The sequence below is a fragment of the Mycobacterium sp. NGS57 genome (assembly GCF_059812405.1).
Window position 1 is genome coordinate 234,032 of record NZ_JCALCP010000004.1, and the last position, 19,566, is coordinate 253,597.

Consider the following 19,566-nt stretch of genomic DNA (forward strand, 5'->3'; position numbering starts at 1 on the left):
CCGGGGCGATAACTCAGTACGATGTGGAACTTGCTGCATTGCGCGGTCGGTGGCGCCGCGCTGACATCGTGCGGACGGTTCCCTGACGTCGCATCAGAGTTGCGTGAGCTTTGGAGGCCGAGAGGACATGAGTGATGGCGGCACTGACGCCACTCTTGGCCATCGGCGCACCCGGCTGGCCACGCCCGGCGCAGCTCCCTGGGAGCGGTTTTCCGGGCCACCGTCCGACGACAGCATCCACCGCTGGCAGGCCGAACCGGCCCTGACGGAGCCGCCGGAGCTCGAAGAACCGCCGGCGCCCACCGAACCGGGCGAGCCCGAACGGACGGGCTCTCACGCCGAGGGCGGGCTGACCGTCGCCGACTTGATCGCCAAAGTCGGGGCCCCGACCACCGCCGGGCGTCGCCGCCGGCACGTCGCCCCCGACGACGAACCGGAGGTCGCCCCGGACCCGCCCGTCGACCTGCGGGACACCCAGGTGATCGACACCCCGGCCTACTCGCTCGACGCAGCTTCGGAACTTCCCGACCTCCCCGACCTCGACGCCGCCAACTACCCGAGCGACGACGCGCCCGACGCGCCCGAAGCCGCGGAGCAGGCCCCGAACGACTCCGAAGTCGAACCCCGGCCGCGCCGCAGGCCGATCCTGCTGGCCGCGCGCTCGCTGACCGCGTTCCTCGCCGTGCTGGCACTCGCCATGACCGGTGGCGCGTGGCAATGGAGCGCGTCGAAGAACCATCGGCTCAACATCATCAGCGCGCTCGACCCGGACTCGAGCGATGTCCGCGACCCGCACGGGCAATACGGCGACGAAGACTTCCTGATCGTCGGCGTCGACTCGCGCGCCGGGGAGAACGCCGACATGGGCGCCGGCAGCACCGACCAGGCCGACGGCGCGCGCTCGGACACGGTGATGCTCGTCAACATCCCGGCCAACCGCAAGCGCGTGGTCGCGGTGTCGTTCCCGCGCGATCTGGCGATCACCCCGTTGCAGTGCGAGGCGTGGAACCCGAGCACGGGTAAGTACGGACCCGTCTTCGACGAGAAGACCAAGACCTGGGGCCCGAAGATGATCTACACCGAGACCAAATTGAACTCGGCGTTTTCCTTCGGCGGGCCGAAGTGCCTGGTGAAGGAGATCCAGAAGCTGTCCGGGTTGAACATCAACCGCTTCATCGCCGTCGACTTCGCCGGGTTCGCGCGAATGGTCGAGGCCCTCGGCGGCGTCGAGGTGTGCAGCAGCACCCCCCTGCACGACTACGAGCTGGGCACCGTGCTGGAGCGGGCCGGACGCCAAGTCGTCGACGGCCCAACGGCTTTGAACTACGTGCGGGCCCGGCAAGTCACCACCGAGACCAACGGCGACTACGGCCGAATCAAACGCCAGCAGCTGTTCCTGTCATCGCTGCTGCGGTCGCTGATCTCCGAGGACACGCTGCTCGACCTCAACAAGCTCAACAACGTCGTCAACATGTTCATCGGCGACACCTACGTCGACAACGTCAAGACCAAAGACCTCGTGCAGCTGGGTCAGTCGCTGCAGGGCATGGCGGCCGGGCACATGACGTTCGTGACCGTGCCCACCGGCATCACCGACCAAAACGGTGACGAGCCGCCGCGGATGGCGGACACGCGGGCGCTGTTCGATGCCATCATCAACGACGATCCGCTACCCGAGGAAAACGACCAGAACGCCACGGCTTTGGGCGGCACGTCGCAAACCTCGACCGCGACACCCAACAAGAAGGCGCCGACCACCAAGAAGACGCCGACCCCCGCCGCGGCGCCCGAGGCGCAACACCAGCAGGTGATGACGACGTCGCCGCGCGAGGTCACGGTGCGGGTGTCCAACGCGACCGCGCAGAGCGGGCTGGCGGCCACCGCGACCCGTCAGCTCAAGCGCAACGGCTTCAACGTGATGTCGCCGGACGACTATCCCAGTTCGGTGAACACGACGACGGTGTTGTTCTCGCCCGGCAACGAACAGGCCGCCGCCACGGTGGCGTCGTCCTTCGCCAACGCGAAGGTCCAGCGGGTCTCGGGTTACGGGCAGGTCATCCAGGTGGTGCTGGGGCCGGACTTCAACTCGGTCGCCACTCCCGCGCCCACCGGCTCGTCGATCAACATGCAGATCGAACGCGGGTCGGCCACCGCGCCGACCAAGCTGCCCGACGACCTGACTGTCACCAACGCCGCCGACACCACCTGCGAATAAAGACCTTTGGCGGCACCGCTGCGCGTCTTTTGGGCGGCCAGAACGTACGCTTGACGACATGCGGACTGCCTACCACGAGCAGCTCTCTGAGTTATCCGAGCGGCTCGGCGAGATGTGTGGGCTGGCCGGGATCGCCATGGAGCGGGCCACCCAGTCCCTGCTGCAGGCCGATCTGGTGCTGGCCGAACAGGTGATCTCCGACCACGAACAGATCGCGACGCTCAGCGCCCGCGCCGAGGAAAGCGCGTTCGTGCTGCTGGCGTTGCAGGCGCCGGTCGCCGGTGACCTCAGGTCGATCGTCAGTGCGATCCAGATGGTGGCCGACATCGACCGGATGGGCGCGTTGGCCCTGCACGTGGCCAAGATCGCCCGTCGGCGCCACCCGCAGCACGCGCTGCCCGAAGAGGTCAACGGATACTTCGCCGAAATGGGCGGCATCGCAGTCGAATTGGGTAACGCCGCGCAGGAGGTGGTGTTGTCCCGCGACCCGGAGAAGGCCGCGCGGATACGCGAAGAAGACGACGCCATGGACGACCTGCACCGGCACCTGTTCTCGGTGCTGATGGACCGCGAGTGGAAACACGGTGTGGCGGCAGCCGTCGACGTGACGCTGCTGGGCCGCTTTTACGAGCGCTTCGCCGATCACGCGGTGGAGGTGGCCAGGCGCGTCATCTTTCAGGCGACCGGCACCCTGCCGGGCGAGGACCCGAAAAACGTGCGCAAGCCGGACGGTCCCGCGTCGCCCGTCGGCAGTTAGCCGAACCGTCCGGAGATGTAGTCCTCGGTCGCCTTCCGGGTCGGGTTGGAGAAGATCTTCTCGGTATCGTCGATCTCGACGAGGCGGCCGGGCTTTCCCACGGCTTCGAGGTTGAAGAACGCCGTCAGATCGCTCACCCGGGCGGCCTGCTGCATGTTGTGCGTGACGATCACGATGGTGTAGTCCTGCTTCAGCTCACCGATCAGTTCCTCGATGGCCATCGTCGAGATCGGGTCCAGCGCCGAGCACGGCTCGTCCATCAGCAACACCTCGGGCTGCACGGCGATCGCCCGGGCGATGCACAGGCGCTGTTGCTGGCCGCCGGACAACCCGCCGCCGGGGCGGTCCAGGCGGTCCTTGACCTCGTCCCACAGGTTCGCGCTGCGCAGTGAGGATTCGGCCGTCTCGTCGAGCAGCTTGCGGTTGCGCATCCCCTGCAGCTTCAGGCCCGCGACCACGTTGTCGCGAATTGACATGGCGGGGAACGGGTTCGGCCGCTGGAAGACCATCCCGATCGCCCGCCGCACCCCGACCGGGTCGATGCGCGAGCCGTAGATGTCCTGATCGTCGAGCAGCACGCTGCCCTCGACCCGCGCGCCCGGGATCACCTCGTGCATCCGGTTCAGCGTGCGCAGCACGGTCGTCTTGCCGCACCCCGAGGGACCGATGAACGCCGTCACGCTGCGGGGCAGGACCGACATCGTCACATCCGCGACGGCCTGGAACGCGCCGTAATAGATGTTGACGGCTTTGAGGTCCAACCGCTTGGCCACTACTGCTCCTACCTGCTTCCCGGTGCCCATCGGCTACTGGATCGCGTCGATCGCGGTAACCAACCGCTCCTTGACTTTATCCGGCAGCGGGACATAACCGGCGGACGGAAGCCCGGCCTGCCCGTTGCCGGCGGCCACGCCGAGGAACGACTTGATTGCGGCGGCGGTGTCCGCGTCGTAGCCCTTCGAGCACACGATCTCGTAGCTGGCCAGCACCAACGGGTAGGCGTCCGGCGGCCCGGCTGCGTACATCGGGTTCAGATCCAGCACCAGGTCGTTGCCGTCGCCCACAAAGCCCGCCGCCTGAATGGCTTTGGCGGCGGTGTCGGTGGTGAGCGCGACCACGCCGTGGCCGGTGTCGATCCGGGCATAGGGCATCCGGGCCTGGTCGGCCAGTCCCTGCTCGACGTACCCGATGGCGCCCGGGGCGGCCCGCACCGCCTCGATCACACCGGCCGACTTGGTGGCTCCCCGCCCGACCCCGCCCTGGAATTTCGTGCCCACACCCCGGGTCCAGCTCTGCGGCGCCGCGGCCGTGAGGTACTTCTGTACGTTGTCGGTCGTTCCCGACGAGTCCGCGCGGTAGACCGGCACGATTTTGGTGTCGGGCAGGGGCACGCCGGGGTTGAGCGCCAGCAGTATCGGGTCGTTCCAGGACGTGATCCTGCCGCTGAACACCCTGGCCAGCGCGTCGCTGCTGAGGACCAGCTTCGGCAGGCCCGGGAGGTTGTAGACCAGTGCGACCGGACCGAAGACCAGCGGCAGATCCCACGCCGGATTGCCGTCGCAGCGCTTGGCCGCGGGGCCGATCTGGTCGGCGACCAGCGGCGAGTCCGCCCCCGCGAAGTCGACATGGCCCGCGATGAACTGCTCGCGGCCGGCGCCCGATCCGGTCGCGCTGTACGACACGCTCTTGCCCGGGCAGGACTGCCCCCAGGCCTGGTTGAACATTGACATCGCGGTCTGTTGGGCGGTCGAGCCCTCCGCCGTCAGCGCATTCTTGCCGCCACAGTCCGCCGCGCCGGCCGCTCCCGGCTTGGCGGTCGCCGAACCGCCGCGGCGGTTGTCATCGCCGCCGCAGGCGGTCACCGTCCCGGCGCAGACCGCCATCGCCATGACCGCGGCCGCCAGCTGCCTGTCGAGCCTCACCGCTCTCGCTTTCCGCCGCATTTCGGGCGCGCACGGTCGCCCCCGGCTGTTCCCCCCCAAGCAAGGTTGCCAAGACGCCGCGAAAGTATGCGGCGACGCGCCCCAGAGAACCCCGCGGAGATGAATGCATTGTGAACGACGCGGGTTCACGCGACGCCGTCAGCCGGCGGTGGCCGCCGGCGCGTAGGCGGTGTCGACGCTGTAGGTGGTGAAGCCCAGGCCCGCGTAGGTCCGCACCGCGGCGGTGTTGTCGGACTCCACGTACAGCAGCACGGTCGGTTCGGCCGAGCCGCGCAGCCGGTCGGCCAGCGAGCGGATCCCGATGGCCGTCAACGCCTGCCCCAGGCCACGGCCCTGCGCCGACGGGTCGACGCCGACGACGTAGACCTCACCCAACCCCGGCCGGTCGAGGTGCACCTTGGTCCAGTGGAAGCCCAGGAGCACACCCGCCTGATCGGTGCCGGGGGCGCCGAACGCCAGGAACAAGCCCGCGGGGTCGAACCACGGTTCGCGGCGGCGCTCGGCGAGGTCGGCTTCGGTCCAGCCGCCCTGCTCGGGGTGGTAGGCGAACGCGGCGTTGTTGACGCGCAGCAACTCCGCGTCGTCGGGCGGGCCCACGTAGGTGCGGATCTCCACCCCGGCAACGGCGGGCACCGAGTCGGGGACGTCACGCAGGGAGCGACGCATCTGGACCAGTTCGCGCACCGCGACCAGGCCGAGCGCCTCGGCGGCCGCCCGGGCCGGTTCGAGGGTGCCGTGCGCCCAGAAGTGGTTGCGCCCGGCGGTCTTGCCCATCGCCGCGTGTCCCATCGCCGCGCCGATGCCGCGGCGCCGGGCCCGCGGGTGCACGACCAGTTCCGCCATCCCCGCGCCGCCATCGCGGGGCAGGGACAGGTTGAGGTAGCCGTCGACGGTGCCCGGGTGCTGGCCGCCGGGGGCCAGCAGGTGCTCGGTGCGGTCGTGCCCCAGTTCGCGCAACACCTGTTCTCCGACCGGCGCAACGCCGTCGAATTCGGTTGCGGCGGAGACGAGTTCGCGCACACCCCGCTGTTCTTCGGCGGTCAGGGTGGAGCGCCAGTGCGGCGGGGTCACTGACTGCGCAGCGGGTCGCGCAGCGGCTGTGGCAGATCCTCGGCGTCCGACTCGGCGTCTGACTCGGCGTCCGCGTCGCCCGCCTCGGGGTGGTCCGCGATCGGGGTCCGACCGCGCGCCGGCCGTACGGCCTTGTAGCCCACGTTGCGCACGGTGCCGATCAGCGCCTCGTGTTCGGGGCCGAGTTTGGCCCGCAGCCGTCGCACGTGCACGTCGACCGTGCGGGTGCCGCCGAAGAAGTCGTAGCCCCACACCTCGTGCAGCAGCTGCGCGCGGGTGAACACCCGCCCGGCGTGCTGGGCCAAATATTTCAGCAACTCGAACTCTTTGTAGGTCAGGTCGAGCGGGCGGCCGCGCAGTCGGGCAGTGTAGGTGCCCTCGTCGATCACCAGCTCCCCCAGGCTCACCTTGCCCGCGCTTTCCTGGTCGGCGAGGCCGCCGCGGCGGCCGACCACCAGCCGCAGCCGGGCGTCGATCTCGGCGGGTCCCGTGCCGGGCAGCAGGATCTCGTCGAGGCCCCAGTCTGAGCTGACCGCCACCAGCCCGCCTTCGGTCACCACGGCCAGGACGGGGACCGAACGGCCCGCCGTGCTCAACAGCCGGCACAGCCCGCGCGCCGACGACAGGTCGGTGCGCGCGTCGACGAGCACGGCGTCCGCGGTCCCGGCCTCTAGCAACGAGGAAGGTTCCGGCGGCGCGGTCCGGACGACGTGGGAGAGCAGCGACAGCGACGGCAGGACCGGGTCGGGGTGCAGCTCCGAGGTCAGCAGTAATAGCTCCAACAAGCCCCTCCAGTTCGGGGAACGGCATCTCCCAAAGTTCGTAACGCCACGCCGCGTTGGTTGCCAGGCATTTAACGATAACTTGACATTGGGATTTTCCGCCCGGCGACGATGTCGTGCGAGCAGCCACGGGACGGTCCGCGGGGCGGCGGCCGGGCGATTACGCGACAATGTGCCGATGCGCAGAGTGCTGATCGGCGTCACGGCGGCCGCTATCGCGGTAGGCGTCCTCGTGGTCGGCGCCGTCGGCGTCGACTACGGGACCAGCATCTACGCCGAGTACCGGCTGTCGTCCACGGTGCGCAAGGTGGCGCAGCTGGGGTCCGACCCGTTCGTCGCCATCGTGGCCTTCCCCTTCATCCCGCAGGCGATGCGCCGTCACTACAGCCAGGTCGAGATCAAGGCCAGCGCCGTCGATCACGCGAGGGTCGGCACCGCCACCGTCGAAGCCACGATGTACTCGGTGGACCTGACCGACGCGTCCTGGTTGATCAGGCCCGAGGCGAACCTGCCGGTGGGCAGGCTGGAGAGCCGCATCATCATCGACTCGACGCACCTGGGCCGGTACCTGGGCATGCCGGACCTGATGGTCGAGGCACCGCCGCGGGAAACCAACACCGCAACCGGCGGGGTCACCGCGTCGGGCATCTCCGACAGCCACGGCCTGGTGTTCAGCGGCACGCCGCACTCGGCCGGTTTCGAGCACCGGGTGAGCGTCGCGGTGGACCTGTCCATCGCCCCCGACGACCCGGCGACGCTGGTGTTCACGCCCACCGGCGTCCTCACCGGACCCGACACCGCCGACCAAGCCGTCCCGGACGACAAGCGCGACGCGGTGCTGCATGCCTTCAGCTCCAGGCTGCCCGACCAGCGGCTTCCTTTCGGTGTCGCACCGACCGCCGAGGGCGCGCGCGGCTCCGACGTGATCATCGAGGGCGTCGCCCGGGGAGTAACGCTGCGGCTGGACGGGTTCAAGCAGTCATGATTACCGTCGTCGCCGCGATCGGGGCGGCCGTCGTCGCCGCGGCCCTGGCCGGATGGCTGCTGACCCGCCGCTCGGGACGGCTCCGCGAGATCGACTCCGATCGCGACGCGACCCCCGACACCGCGGACCTGGGCCTTTCCCGCGACGGGCCCACCATCGTCCATTTCAGCGCCCCCTGGTGCGGGCCGTGCGATCGCGTGCGCCGGGTGGTCGGCCAGGTGTGCGAGGACCTGGGCGACGTGGCGCACGTCGAGATCGACCTCGACGCGAATCCGGCCGCCGCGCGGCGGTTTTCGGTGCTGTCGCTACCCACCACGCTGATCTTCGATGTCGACGGACGCCAGCGGTACCGGGCGTCCGGCGTGCCCAAGGCCGCCGACCTGCGCGAGGCGGTGCACCCGCTGTTGGCTTGAGCGCGGCGTCATTGGGTAAGCTTGCCGGCGTGTCAGCCCGCCCCGAGCTCCTGCTCACCAAGCGCCGCGCAGTCGATCTGTGCCGGCTGACGGGCTGTCGCTGTTGCTGTAGCTGCTGAGTCGCGGCGCCCTGCGCGCACTCGGAGCAGCTGGGAACCCCCGCGGGATCCCGAAGGCGTGCCTCCCCCGCTTTCCGCGCAACCAAATTTCTAGGAGTACCTACCGTGCCGAGCAGCAACACCGCCTTGGAGCCGGACCGTGTCGACGTCCGCGGGCCCAGGTTCACCGCCTGGGTCACGACCGCGGTCCTCGTGCTCGCGCTCATCGTTTCAGCCGCCAGCCCCCTGGCGGCTGCGGTCATTCTCGGGGCGCAGGCCGTGATCTTCGCCGTCGGCGCCATCGGTGGGCCGCGCCGACACCCCTATGGGCGGGTGTTCGCCCGCGTCGTCGCGCCCCGGCTGGGACCGGTCGCGGAGCGCGAACCCGTCGCGCCGCTGAAGTTCGCCCAGCTCGTCGGCCTGATCTTCGCCGCCGGCGGGGCCGCGGGATTCGCCGCGGGCGCCCTGCTGGTTGGCGTCGTCGCCACCGCGGCCGCGCTGGTGGCGGCCTTCCTGAACGCAGCATTCGGCATCTGCCTGGGCTGCCAGCTCTACCCGCTGGTCGCGCGGCTGCGGCCGCGCGCCTCCAATGCCTGTTAACCCCCCATTCGTCAGCAGCAATCGAAAGGAATCCAAACCATGGCACGCTCCGACGTCCTGGTCTCCGCGGACTGGGCCCAGAGCAATCTCGAGGCCGCGAACGTCGTCTTCGTCGAAGTCGACGAGGACACCAGCGCTTACGACACCGGGCACATCCCCGGCGCCGTCCGGCTGGACTGGCGCGGCGACCTGCAGGACCCGGTCAAACGCGACTTCGTCGACGCCCAGCAATTCTCCAAACTGCTGTCCGACCGCGGCATCTCCAACGACGACACCGTGATCCTCTACGGCGGCAACAACAACTGGTTCGCCGCCTACGCCTACTGGTATTTCAAGCTGTACGGCCACGCTCAGGTCAAGCTGCTCGACGGCGGCCGCAAGAAGTGGGAGCTGGACCGGCGCCCGCTGTCCACCGACACCGTCAGCCGGCCGGCCACCACCTACACCGCGGCCGCGCCGGACAACAGCATCCGCGCCTTCCGGGACGAGGTCATCGCGGCCATCAACGTCAAGAACCTGGTCGACGTGCGCTCCCCCGACGAGTTCTCGGGCAAGATCCTGGCGCCCGCGCACCTGCCGCAGGAGCAAAGCCAGCGGCCGGGCCACGTCCCCGGCGCGATCAACGTGCCGTGGAGCAAGGCCGCCAACGAGGACGGCACCTTCAAGTCCGACGAGGAGCTGGCCAAGCTGTACGCCGACGCCGGGCTGGATGGGACGAAGGAAACCATCGCCTACTGCCGGATCGGGGAGCGTTCGTCGCACACCTGGTTCGTGCTGCAGGAATTGCTCGGGCACAAGAACGTCAAGAACTACGACGGCAGTTGGACGGAATATGGCTCCCTGGTGGGAGCCCCGATCGAGTTGGGAAGCTGATATGTGCTCTGGACCGAAGCAAGGACTGACGTTGCCCGCCAGCGTCGACCTGGAGAAGGAGACGGTGATCACCGGCCGCGTCGTGGACGGCGACGGTCAGGCCGTGGGCGGCGCGTTCGTCCGCCTGCTGGACTCGTCCGACGAGTTCACGGCCGAGGTGGTCGCGTCGGCCACCGGTGACTTCCGGTTCTTTGCCGCGCCCGGATCCTGGACGCTGCGCGCGCTGTCCCCCGTCGGCAACGGCGACGCCGTGGTGAGCCCGTCCGGCGCGGGCATCCACGAGGTGGACGTCAAGATCGCCTGATCCAGGGGGACGAATAGACTCGTCCCCGTGGTGCTGTTCTTCGAGATCATGCTGGTCGGCGTGACCCTGGTGATCGCCTGGTTCGCGCTGTACACGCTCTACCGGCTCATCACCGACGAATCGTGACCCGCGCCGGCGACGATGCAGAGCGCAGCGATGCTGAGGAGCGGCGCACGACCCCCGACGAGGGCCCCGACGGACCGGCCGGTCCCGCGGGTTCGAGCGACCGCGCCGTGGCAGCCGCCGCCGAGCGCGCCAAAGTGACCGCCGCCCGCAATATCCCAGCCTTCGATGATCTGCCGGTGCCCCCCGACACCGCGAACCTGCGCGAAGGCGCCAACCTCAACGACGCGCTGCTGGCCCTGCTGCCGCTGGTCGGCGTGTGGCGCGGCGAGGGCGAGGGCCGCGGGCCCGACGGCGACTACCGGTTCGGTCAGCAGATCGTGGTCTCCCACGACGGCGGTGACTATCTGAATTGGGAAGCGCGCTCCTGGCGGCTCGACGACAACGGCGAATACCCGAAGCCCGGCCTGCGCGAGACGGGGTATTGGCGCTTCGTCACCGATCCCGACGACCCGACCGAGTCGCAGGCCATCGAGCTGTTGCTGGCGCATTCGGCCGGCTACGTCGAGCTGTTCTACGGCCGCCCGCGCACCCAGTCGTCGTGGGAACTGGTGACCGACGCGCTGGCACGCAGCCGCTCGGGCGTGCTAGTCGGCGGCGCCAAGCGGCTCTACGGCATCGTCGAGGGCGGCGACCTGGCCTACGTCGAGGAGCGGGTGGACGCCGACGGCGGACTGGTGCCGCACCTTTCGGCGCGGCTGTCCCGCTTCGCGGGATAGGGGGCCCGGACATGGAGCGGCCCCCGAGCGAATCTCCGGTTGGACTGACCGGAACTCGGGGGCCGGGTGGCTACGGGAAATTCGCCAGCTGCGTTACGCGCCGGTGCTTCCGAGCCATGCAGCTAACGCGTAGCCACCTCACATGTCCATGAAGCTATCAATTTCGCGGACCACCTCCTTCCCTGTGTGCCACGACCATAGCATTTGGCGGCATCCCCGCACGTCAGACCCAGTTTTGATGACGAATCCCCGCTGCTTCACTCCGCGAGTTTCTCGCCCGGACGGATGTCACCCCCCGCACTCGGCGATGCGCCGCCGCAGGAATTCGCGGCCCGGCTCAGAACTGTTGGCTTCCAAGGCCGTTCGATACCACGTCGCGGCTTCGGCGGGCCTTCCCGCGCGCCGAAGCAGGTCGGCGCGCACCGTCGCCACGAGGTTGGAGCGAGCCAGCCGGGGATCGTGCGCCACCGCGTCCAGGGCGGCCAGGCCGGCGTCGGGGCCGCTGCGGAAACCGACCGCCAAAGCGCGGTTGGCGCGCACCACCGGGGAGTCGGTTATCCGCACAAGCCGGTCATACGCCGCGCAGATGCTGACCCAATCCGTCTGTTCCCAGTTCGGCGCCGTCGCGTGCAACGCGGCGATCACTGCCTGCACGAGATAGGGACCCGTTGATCGCTCGGCCCGCCGCAGCCGGTCCAGCCCGCGCGAAATGCGGTCCCGATCCCACCGGCGCCGGTCCTGCTCCTCGAGCGGCACCAGCATCCCGGCGGGGTCGACGCGGGTCGCGCGCCGCGAATCGTGCAGCAGCATCAGGGCGGCCAGCGCGTGTGCCTCCAGCTCCTGCGGCATCAGCGCGCACAGCTCCTGTGCCAGCCGGATCCCCTCGTCGCACAATTCGTCGCGAATCGCCGACGGGCCCGCCGTCGACCAGTAACCCTCGGTGAACACCGAATAGATGCAAGCGAGAACGTGCGGCGTGCGCTCGGCCAGCAGCTCAGCCGGCGGCACCCGCAGCGGGATGTTGGCATGCCGAATCTTGTTCTTGGCGCGCGTGATTCGCTGGCCGATGGCCGCCTCGCTCTGCAGCAGCGCACGGGCAATTTCGCCGACGGTCAGCCCGGATACCAGTCGCAGGGTGAGCGCCAGTTGCGACGGCCGGTCGAGTGCCGGGTGCGCACAGGTGAACATCATCCGCAGCTCGTCGTCGAGCACCGGGTGGGGGTCGGCGGCATCGGTGCGCACCCGAATCTCGTCCAGCACGGAAGCCAATTCCTTTCCGGGACGCGCGGATTCGCGGCGTAGCCGATCCCGGGCGCGGTTGCGCGCCACGGTCACCAACCATCCGCCCGGACTGTCGGGCATCCCTTCGTGGGGCCAGGCGCGCAGCGCCTCGGCGCAGGCTTCCTGGACGGCGTCCTCGGCGACGGTCAGGTCGCCGGACCACCGCGCCAGCGCGGCGACGGCCGGTCCCCATTCCCGACGGAAGACGCCGTCCAGGTTCGTCATGTCCTACAGGCCGGAGACTCCCGCCAGCTGGCGCAGCTGCACCGCGGAAGCGGGGATCATCGCGGCGAGTTTGACCGCCTCGTCACGGTCGGCGGCCGCCAGCAGATAGAAGCCGGTGGCGATCTCGGCGCCTTCCACGAAGGGACCGTCGGTCAGCAGCACCTGACCGTCGCGTACCCGCACCGTGGTCGCCGTCGTGGACTCGTGCAATGCGGCGCCGCCGACGATGTGATCTCCTGCGGCGGCGGCGAATTCACCGTGCCGCGCCGCTTCCGCCTGCCACTCCGGTGTGCCCGGTGTGTGTGCGTTCGCCGGTGGCTCCAGCAGCAGCGCCAGCCACTGGGCGCCGGTGCCCGACCAATCGGGATCGAACACGTGGTAGGTCGGCCGCACTTCGATCGCGCCGTGCTGCGCGGCAGGGATGTCGCGGGCCAACGCCAAGGCCTCGTCGAGGTTGTCGGCCTCGAACACGTAGTAACCGCCGGCCACCTCGGCGGCCTCGGCGAACGGGCCGTCGGTGGTCACCGGGGCGTCCGGCCCCCCGGTGATGCGGACACCTGCCGCGGACGGCAGCAGAGCATCACCGGCGCGGATGGCTGACGCCGCCTTGGTGTGGAAGCTCTGGTAGGCGGTCATCACCGCTGCCCGCTCGTCGGGGGCCACGTCCCGTTCCTTGCTGATCAACAGCGCCAAATATTGCATACGTCGCAACCTCCGGATCGTGAGCGAAGCCCTGTACTCCACTCTCTACCTACTCGACGAACGGCGCAGCGCCAATCCGACAGGGCGCCGGGAAATCAATGCGGTGCAGGCCACCGCGCCCCGCGAACGCTCAGCGATCACCGGCGATGGCCGCGTCGACCAGCTCGGCGAATTCGGCAGCGATCGGTGAGCGGCCCAGTGGTTGCCCGTCGAGCGTGTGCACCCGGGCGGCCAGTGTCATGCTGGACACCAGCCAAACCCCTTGGGCGGCATGCAGATCCGCGACGCGGAGCGCGCGGTAGTCGCAGTCATAGCCCTTGGCCCGGGCCACCTCGAAGAGGGCCTGCTGCGTGGTGCCGCGCAGGATCGGATACCACGGTGGCGGTGTGAGCAGGCACGGGTCCCCGGGCGCAGCGGTGGCGATCACCACCGTCGAGCGCGGGCCTTCCAGGATGTGGCCGTCGGAGCTGACGAAGATCACGTCACCGGCGCCCTGCCGGGCGGCGTGGCGCAGGGCGGCCATGTTGACCGCGTACGACAGCGTCTTGGCGCCGGCCAGCAGCCACGGCATGGCGTCGGCGGCGTCGGCGGGCAGCCCGCGATCGAGCGTGATCGCGGAGATCCCGTCGCGGCGCACCGCGGTCACCCGGTCCGGGACGGGGGTGACCATCACGTAGGCCGTCGGCGCCGAACCGTTCTCGCGGCCGCGGCTGTAGATCAACCGCATGGCGCCCTCCTCGGCGGTGCCCGCGACCCACCGCCGCGTCGCCTCGTCGATCGCGCGCCGCCAGGCGGGAAGGTTGGGCGCGGGCAGGTCCGTCAGCTTTGCGGAATGCGTGAGCCGCTGCAGGTGCGACTCGAGCAGGCAGGCCCGGCCGGTGCGCACCAGCAGCGTCTCGAAGATGCCGTCGCCGCGCACGGCCGCTAGGTCGTCGGCGTGCAGCAACCGCTCCCCCGGCGAATGCGTCTCGCCGTCCAGTGTGACGATCACGCCCATCGGGTCGGCCATGGACAGCAAGCCTAGTGGCGAGTGTGCGGCCAGCCGCACCGTCGCGCTCGAGTGTGCGCCTGGCCGCACGTTCGGTGGAGGGCGGCACCGGTCAGTAGAGTTGGCGTCGTGAACGCCGTTCCCGCACCCGATCCCGGGCCCGACGCCGGCGCGGTCTGGCACTACGGGGATCCGCTGGGCGAGCAGCGCGCCGCCGAGACCGACGCGGTGGTGATCGACCGCTCGCACCGCGCGGTGCTCACCCTGACCGGCAAAGACCGCCAAACCTGGCTGCACAGCCTCACCACCCAGCACGTCAGCGAACTGCCCGAGGGCGCCAGCACGCAAAACCTCAGCCTCGACGGGCAGGGCCGCGTCGAGGACCACTGGATCCAGACGGAGCTGGGCGGCACGACCTACCTCGATACCGAACCCCGGCGGGGCGAGCCGCTGCTGGAGTATCTGCGCAAGATGGTCTTCTGGTCGGAGGTGACGCCCACGGGCTCTGAGCTGGGGGTGCTGACACTGCTGGGTCCGCGGCTGGCCGACCGGGCGGTGCTCGACGCGCTCGGGCTGGACGCCCTGCCCGCCGAGGCGGCCGCGGTTCCCGTCGCCGCCGGCTTCGTGCGCCGGATGCCGGGCGCAACCGCCGAGCAGATCGAGCTGGACCTGGTCATCGCGCGCGACGGGTCGGCCGGCTGGCGGGACCGCCTGGCGCAGGCGGGCGTGCAACCGGCCGGGGTGTGGGCTTTCGAGGCACATCGGGTGGCGGCGTTGCGCCCGCGGCTCGGCGTCGACACGGACGAGCGCACGATCCCGCACGAGGTGGGCTGGATCGGCGGTCCCGGCGCGGGGGCCGTGCACCTGGACAAGGGCTGCTATCGCGGGCAGGAAACCATCGCGCGGGTGCACAACCTGGGCAAACCGCCGCGCATGCTGGTGTTGCTGCACCTCGATGGCTCGGTGGAGCGGCCCGCGACGGGCGACGCGGTGGTGGCGGGCGCTCGTGCCGTGGGGCGCCTCGGGACCGTGGTCGACCACGTGGACCTCGGGCCGGTGGCGCTGGCGCTGGTCAAGCGCGGGTTGCCGGCGGACACACCCCTGGCGACGGGCCCCGAGGCGGCGGTCGCCGCGGCGATCGACGCCGATTCCGTGCCGGCCGCCGACCACGTCGGGGCGGGCCGGCTGGCCGTTGAACGGTTGCGCGGCGGTGCGGGATAATGGCCGATGACGTCCACCACAGCGGACAGGGGCCGCCGACACCCGGCCCGCAGGCACGGTAAACTGTCGGCAGGACAAATACGACACCAGAGATCGGAGCCGCCTACTCGTTAGGCCGCTCCGTTATTGCGCGAGGGGGTTCCCCCATGGGCCGCGGCCGGGCTAAGGCAAAGCAGACCAAGGTTGCACGAGAACTCAAATACAGTTCCCCGCAGACCGACTTCCAGCGGCTACAGCGCGAGCTGTCGGGCACGAGCGCAGACGAACCCGACGGGTTGGACGACTCGGACGGTTCCGGTCCGGGCAATTCCTGGGACGATCAAGACGACTGGCGTCGCTAGAACCCAACCCCCGTGCCGATGCTCTGAGCATCGGCACACTTTTTAGCAGCGCGCTCTCAGAACCTGGGGTGCTGCCCGACCAGTTTGGCCCGGGGGCCGTCTTTGCCGCCTTTGCCGACGGTGCCCAACACCCAGCAATCCAAATGCCGCGCGGTCAGGATGGCCAGGGCGCGGTCGGTGTCTTCCGGGGCGACGACGGCGATCATGCCGACGCCCATGTTGAACGTCTTTTCCATCTCCTCGCGGGTCACCCGGCCGCGCTGGGCGATCATCGCGAATACCGGCGCGGGCGTCCACGTGCCGCGGTCGACCTCGGCGACCAGCCCCGGCGGGATGACGCGCTGCAGGTTGCCCGCCAGCCCGCCGCCGGTGACGTGGCAGAACGTGCGGACGTGGGTCTCGGCCGTCAGCGCCAGGCAGTCCTTGGCGTAGATGCGGGTCGGTTCCAGCAACTCTTCGCCGAGAGTGCGGCCGAACTCCTCGACGTAGCCGGCCAGGTTCATCCGGTCGATCTCCAGCAGCACCGTGCGGGCCAGCGAGTACCCGTTGGAGTGCAGGCCGGACGAGCCCATCGCGATGATGACGTCGCCGGGCTTGACGCGGTCGGCGCCCAGGACGTCGTCGGCCTCCACGACGCCGATGCCGGTCGCCGAGATGTCGTAGTGGTCGGGCTCCATCAGGCCGGGGTGTTCGGCGGTTTCCCCGCCGAGCAGCGCGCAGCCGGCGCGCACGCAGCCCTCGGCGATGCCGCTGACGATCGCGCTCAGACGTTCGGGGACCGTCCGGCCGACCGCGATGTAGTCCTGCAGGAACAGCGGCTCGGCGCCGCACACCACGAGGTCGTCGACCACCATCGCGACCAGGTCGAGGCCCACGGTGTCGTGCTTGTCCATCGCCTGGGCGACCGCCAGCTTGGTGCCGACGCCGTCGGTGGAGGCCGCCAGCACCGGCTCGCGGTAGTCGCCGCGCAGCGCGAACAGCCCGGCGAACCCGCCCAGCCCGCCGCGTACCTCCGGCCGGGTCGCCTTGGTCGCCAGCGGCTTGAACAACGCCACGGCGCGATCACCGGCTTCGATGTCCACCCCGGCCGACGCGTAGGTGATGCCCTGGCTGCCCGGGTTGCGTCCGGGGCTTTTTCCGGGATCCGTCATCGCGATAAAGGCTACCGGGCGGCGCTTCGCGCCGGTATCAAACGTCTTTGATGCGCCAAGCGAATTCGGTCAGCGCACGATCGGCACTTCTGGAATGTCCCTGGGCGCCAGATCGTCGAGCGCGGCACCGCGCGCCGCGCTGGCGAGCATGTTCTCGATGACGTTCTTGCCCAGCGCCGTCTCCCCCGGCAACTCGATCGGATACTTGCCGTCGAAGCAGGCGGTGCACAGCCGCGACGCGGGCTGCTCGGAGGCCGCGACCAGGCCGCGCAGCGAGATATAGCCCAGCGTGTCGGCCCCGATGGCGTGCCGGACCGCCTCGAGCATCTCCTCTTTGTCTTGGACGGCATTGGCGATCAGCTCGGCCGGCGACGGGAAGTCGATGCCGTAGAAACACGGCCACTTCACCGGCGGCGAGGCGATGCGCACGTGCACCTCGAGAGCGCCGGCCTCCCGCAGCATCCGCAGCAGGGCACGCTGGGTGTTGCCGCGCACGATCGAGTCGTCGACCACGATGAGCCGCTTGCCGCGGATCACCTCTTTCAGCGGGTTCAGCTTCAGCCGGATGCCGAGCTGGCGGATGGTCTGCGACGGCTGGATGAACGTGCGCCCGACGTAGGCGTTCTTCATCAGGCCCTGCCCGTACGGGATGCCGGACTCCTGCGCGTACCCGACGGCCGCCGGGGTGCCCGACTCCGGCACCCCGATCACCAGGTCGGCCTCGACCGGGCATTCGCGGGCCAGCCGGCGCCCGATCTCGACCCGGGTCGCGTGCACCGACCGGCCGGCGATCGTGCTGTCCGGGCGGGCCAGGTAGACGTACTCGAAGACGCAGCCCTTGGGCTCGGGGTTGGCGAATCGCGTCGAGCGCACCCCGTCGGCATCGATGGCCAGCAATTCACCGGGCTCGATGTCGCGGACGAACGAGGCGCCGACGATGTCGAGTGCGGCCGTCTCGGACGCCACCACCCAGCCGCGGTCCAGCCGTCCGAGCGAAAGCGGCCGCACGCCAAAGGGATCGCGGCACGCGTACAGCGTGTTTTCGTCCATGAACGTCAGGCAGAACGCCCCGCGCACGGTCGGCAGCAGTTCCAGCGCCGCCTGCTCCAGGCTGGAATCGGCGGCGCCGTGCGCCAGCAGCGCGCCCAGGATGTCGGAGTCCGTCGTGGCCGGGGCCGGGCAGCGGGTGCCGATCAAGCCCTCCTCGCGGGCGCGGGCGGCGAGTTCGGCGGTGTTGACCAGATTCCCGTTGTGCCCCAACGCGACTCCGGTACCGGCCGCGGTGTTGCGGAACACCGGCTGCGCGTTTTCCCACGTCGTGTCGCCGGTGGTGGAATAGCGGCAGTGCCCGATGGCGACGTGGCCCTGCATCGCGGCCAGCGTCTGCTCGTCGAACACCTGGCTGACCAGGCCGAGGTCCTTGAAGACCAGCACCTGCGACCCGTCGGCGACGGCGATGCCCGCGGCTTCCTGCCCGCGGTGCTGCAGGGCGTACAGGCCGTAATAGGTGAGTTTGGCGACTTCTTCGCCGGGGGCCCAGACCCCGAATACGCCGCACTCTTCCCGGGGGGAGTTCAGGTCCTGTTCCAGTTCCTGCACGGTCACGGTTCGGCGGCTCCCTGCGAACGATTGGTGACGTCACGGAGTCTACGGGCACGACGGGCGGCGCGCCCAATCCGTCGCGCGTGTTGGGCGCCGAATTCGCCGGCCCGAAAAGCCTAAACGTGCAGTTCAGGGTTATCTTGGGTCGATGTCGACCAGGGGCAGCCAGTGGCCGATTTCACCCGCCCGGGAGCCCGACAGCGTCAGCGTCCCGCTCGTCGTCGCGTCCTCGATCGGCACCAGCCCGGTGACCAGCAGCAGCCAGGTGCGCGGATCGGCCTCCACGATGTTGGGCGGCGTGCCGCGGGTGTGCCGGGGTCCCGCGACGCACTGGACCGCGACGAAGGGCGGGATCCGGACCTCGACGCTGGCGCCGGGCGCCACCGCGGCCAGCGTGCGCGCGGTGAGCCGCACCGCGGTCGCCAGGGCCGCCCGATCGGGTGCCGGCCGCGATTCGTCGCGCAACCAGTGCACGACGGCCAGCACCGCCTGGCGGGTCTTGGCCGGGTCGGCGGCGTGACGGGCGGGCATGGCTCAGCGTCGCACGGCCAGCGCCGCGATCGCACCGGCCTCGTTGACGGCCAGATGCGCGAGCATCGGCGCGGCAAGGCTGCCGGAACGGTCGGCCAGCCAGCCGAACACCCAGCCCGCCACACCCGTGACCAGCACGGTGCCCGCCACCGGCTGGCCGGTGGCCCGCGCATCGGCGACGTGGGAGAACCCAAAGGCGATGGCCTGCAGCACCCGTCCGCCGGGCCGGCCGAACGCCCGGGCGCCGGCGGCGGCCAGCGCGCCGCGGAAGGCGGCCTCCTCGGCCCACACGGTGCCGACGGGGATGCGCACCAGCAGCCAGCCGATCGCGGACGGCGGCGGCTCACGCCCGGCCATCGCCGCGCGCACCACGGGCGCCGCGCTGCTCGCGGCGATCGTGCTGGCCGCGGCCGCGCCGGCCGCCGAGCCCAGCCGTACCCCCGCCGTCAGCCGCGGCGGTGTTAGACCCAGCGGGGCGCGGGTCGCACGCACCAGCAGCGCGCTGACGGCGGTCTGTAACGCTATCCGGGCTGCCGCCGGCATGCGGGGGGTGACGAAGCTCCAGCCGACCAGTGCGGCGGCTAGGGCGAGCGGCTTTGCCGTTGACTCTGCATCCATGGTGAAGAAGTGCGAGTGGCCCG

At 70.2% G+C, this 19,566-nt stretch carries 23 protein-coding genes; 12 read left to right on the forward strand and 11 right to left on the reverse strand.

Annotated elements, in window-relative coordinates; translation table 11 throughout:
* The first annotated feature begins 127 nt into the window (after nucleotides 1-127).
* Both AC5Y43_RS10030 and phoU read left to right on the forward strand, forming a co-directional pair.
* Nucleotides 128-2,215 (forward strand): LCP family protein, encoded by a 2,088-nt coding sequence (locus tag AC5Y43_RS10030; protein ID WP_499971935.1) that lies wholly within the window; start codon nucleotides 128-130, stop codon nucleotides 2,213-2,215.
* A gap of 58 nt (nucleotides 2,216-2,273) precedes the next feature.
* Nucleotides 2,274-2,972 carry a phosphate signaling complex protein PhoU gene (phoU, locus tag AC5Y43_RS10035; RefSeq protein WP_499971937.1) on the forward strand — a complete coding sequence of 233 codons (699 nt, stop codon included), beginning with the start codon at nucleotides 2,274-2,276 and terminating at the stop codon, nucleotides 2,970-2,972.
* Here the strand turns inward: phoU and pstB are convergent.
* The 4 genes from pstB to AC5Y43_RS10055 all read right to left on the reverse strand — a co-directional run bounded on the left by pstB (nucleotide 2,969) and on the right by AC5Y43_RS10055 (nucleotide 6,771).
* Nucleotides 2,969-3,745, reverse strand: a complete 777-nt coding sequence (gene pstB / locus AC5Y43_RS10040; RefSeq protein ID WP_499971939.1) for a phosphate ABC transporter ATP-binding protein PstB — start codon at nucleotides 3,743-3,745, stop codon at nucleotides 2,969-2,971. The two genes, phoU and pstB, sit on opposite strands and share 4 nt — an antisense overlap.
* Nucleotides 3,746-3,778: 33 nt before the next feature.
* Nucleotides 3,779-4,894: a phosphate ABC transporter substrate-binding protein PstS gene (gene pstS, locus AC5Y43_RS10045; RefSeq protein WP_499971941.1), complete on the reverse strand. Its 1,116-nt coding sequence runs from the start codon at nucleotides 4,892-4,894 to the stop codon at nucleotides 3,779-3,781.
* Nucleotides 4,895-5,053: 159 nt separating this feature from the next.
* Nucleotides 5,054-5,986 (reverse strand): mycothiol synthase, encoded by a 933-nt coding sequence (mshD, locus tag AC5Y43_RS10050; protein ID WP_499971943.1) that lies wholly within the window; start codon nucleotides 5,984-5,986, stop codon nucleotides 5,054-5,056.
* Nucleotides 5,983-6,771 (reverse strand): winged helix-turn-helix transcriptional regulator, encoded by a 789-nt coding sequence (locus AC5Y43_RS10055; protein WP_499971945.1) that lies wholly within the window; start codon nucleotides 6,769-6,771, stop codon nucleotides 5,983-5,985. Before AC5Y43_RS10055 ends, mshD begins: the two co-directional genes overlap by 4 nt.
* A 169-nt stretch (nucleotides 6,772-6,940) precedes the next feature.
* Between AC5Y43_RS10055 and lmeA the strand changes: the two genes are divergently transcribed.
* The 7 genes from lmeA to AC5Y43_RS10090 all read left to right on the forward strand — a co-directional run bounded on the left by lmeA (nucleotide 6,941) and on the right by AC5Y43_RS10090 (nucleotide 10,883).
* Entirely contained in the window at nucleotides 6,941-7,753 is an 813-nt protein-coding gene (gene lmeA / locus AC5Y43_RS10060; protein ID WP_499971947.1) for a mannan chain length control protein LmeA, read from the forward strand.
* Entirely contained in the window at nucleotides 7,750-8,166 is a 417-nt protein-coding gene (locus tag AC5Y43_RS10065; protein ID WP_499971949.1) for a thioredoxin family protein, read from the forward strand. The genes lmeA and AC5Y43_RS10065 overlap by 4 nt, the downstream gene beginning before the upstream one ends.
* Before the next feature lie 29 nt (nucleotides 8,167-8,195).
* The gene (locus tag AC5Y43_RS10070) at nucleotides 8,196-8,285 is read left to right on the forward strand and encodes a putative leader peptide (protein WP_499971951.1); all 90 of its coding nucleotides are present in this window, start codon (nucleotides 8,196-8,198) and stop codon (nucleotides 8,283-8,285) included.
* Between the two features lie 105 nt (nucleotides 8,286-8,390).
* The gene (locus tag AC5Y43_RS10075) at nucleotides 8,391-8,864 is read left to right on the forward strand and encodes a DUF4395 domain-containing protein (RefSeq protein WP_499971952.1); all 474 of its coding nucleotides are present in this window, start codon (nucleotides 8,391-8,393) and stop codon (nucleotides 8,862-8,864) included.
* A gap of 39 nt (nucleotides 8,865-8,903) precedes the next feature.
* Complete coding sequence (locus AC5Y43_RS10080) at nucleotides 8,904-9,737, forward strand: sulfurtransferase (RefSeq protein WP_499971954.1); 834 nt, start codon at nucleotides 8,904-8,906, stop codon at nucleotides 9,735-9,737.
* Nucleotide 9,738: 1 nt separating this feature from the next.
* Nucleotides 9,739-10,041 (forward strand): DUF1416 domain-containing protein, encoded by a 303-nt coding sequence (locus AC5Y43_RS10085; RefSeq protein WP_499971956.1) that lies wholly within the window; start codon nucleotides 9,739-9,741, stop codon nucleotides 10,039-10,041.
* Between the two features lie 233 nt (nucleotides 10,042-10,274).
* A complete protein-coding gene (locus AC5Y43_RS10090; protein ID WP_499972222.1) occupies nucleotides 10,275-10,883 on the forward strand; it encodes a heme-binding beta-barrel domain-containing protein in 609 nt (202 codons plus the stop codon).
* Nucleotides 10,884-11,171: 288 nt separating this feature from the next.
* Here the strand turns inward: AC5Y43_RS10090 and AC5Y43_RS10095 are convergent, their stop codons facing one another.
* Both AC5Y43_RS10095 and AC5Y43_RS10100 read right to left on the reverse strand, forming a co-directional pair.
* A complete protein-coding gene (locus tag AC5Y43_RS10095; protein ID WP_499971959.1) occupies nucleotides 11,172-12,389 on the reverse strand; it encodes an RNA polymerase sigma factor in 1,218 nt (405 codons plus the stop codon).
* Between the two features lie 3 nt (nucleotides 12,390-12,392).
* A complete protein-coding gene (locus AC5Y43_RS10100) occupies nucleotides 12,393-13,091 on the reverse strand; it encodes a YciI family protein (protein WP_499971961.1) in 699 nt (232 codons plus the stop codon).
* Nucleotides 13,092-13,110: 19 nt separating this feature from the next.
* On the opposite strand from AC5Y43_RS10100, the gene AC5Y43_RS10105 reads away from it, so the two are divergent.
* Nucleotides 13,111-13,281, forward strand: coding sequence for a hypothetical protein (locus AC5Y43_RS10105; protein ID WP_499971963.1), 171 nt, complete (start codon nucleotides 13,111-13,113; stop codon nucleotides 13,279-13,281).
* Here AC5Y43_RS10105 and AC5Y43_RS10110 read toward each other — a convergent pair.
* Nucleotides 13,222-14,082, reverse strand: a complete 861-nt coding sequence (locus AC5Y43_RS10110) for an aminodeoxychorismate lyase (protein WP_499972223.1) — start codon at nucleotides 14,080-14,082, stop codon at nucleotides 13,222-13,224. The two genes, AC5Y43_RS10105 and AC5Y43_RS10110, sit on opposite strands and share 60 nt — an antisense overlap.
* Nucleotides 14,083-14,208: 126 nt before the next feature.
* On the opposite strand from AC5Y43_RS10110, the gene ygfZ reads away from it, so the two are divergent.
* Complete coding sequence (gene ygfZ / locus AC5Y43_RS10115) at nucleotides 14,209-15,300, forward strand: CAF17-like 4Fe-4S cluster assembly/insertion protein YgfZ (RefSeq protein WP_499971964.1); 1,092 nt, start codon at nucleotides 14,209-14,211, stop codon at nucleotides 15,298-15,300.
* Between the two features lie 146 nt (nucleotides 15,301-15,446).
* Nucleotides 15,447-15,641 (forward strand): DUF3073 domain-containing protein, encoded by a 195-nt coding sequence (locus tag AC5Y43_RS10120; RefSeq protein ID WP_499971966.1) that lies wholly within the window; start codon nucleotides 15,447-15,449, stop codon nucleotides 15,639-15,641.
* 56 nt (nucleotides 15,642-15,697) lie between these two features.
* Here the strand turns inward: AC5Y43_RS10120 and purM are convergent, their stop codons facing one another.
* The 4 genes from purM to AC5Y43_RS10140 all read right to left on the reverse strand — a co-directional run bounded on the left by purM (nucleotide 15,698) and on the right by AC5Y43_RS10140 (nucleotide 19,543).
* Nucleotides 15,698-16,792 (reverse strand): phosphoribosylformylglycinamidine cyclo-ligase, encoded by a 1,095-nt coding sequence (gene purM / locus AC5Y43_RS10125; RefSeq protein WP_499971967.1) that lies wholly within the window; start codon nucleotides 16,790-16,792, stop codon nucleotides 15,698-15,700.
* A 69-nt stretch (nucleotides 16,793-16,861) separates the two neighbouring features.
* A complete protein-coding gene (gene purF, locus AC5Y43_RS10130) occupies nucleotides 16,862-18,397 on the reverse strand; it encodes an amidophosphoribosyltransferase (protein WP_499971969.1) in 1,536 nt (511 codons plus the stop codon).
* Between the two features lie 132 nt (nucleotides 18,398-18,529).
* Nucleotides 18,530-18,925, reverse strand: coding sequence for a sterol carrier family protein (locus AC5Y43_RS10135; RefSeq protein WP_499971970.1), 396 nt, complete (start codon nucleotides 18,923-18,925; stop codon nucleotides 18,530-18,532).
* A gap of 3 nt (nucleotides 18,926-18,928) precedes the next feature.
* Nucleotides 18,929-19,543 carry an Rv0804 family intramembrane glutamic endopeptidase gene (locus tag AC5Y43_RS10140; protein ID WP_499971972.1) on the reverse strand — a complete coding sequence of 205 codons (615 nt, stop codon included), beginning with the start codon at nucleotides 19,541-19,543 and terminating at the stop codon, nucleotides 18,929-18,931.
* Between the last annotated feature and the right edge of the window lie 23 nt (nucleotides 19,544-19,566).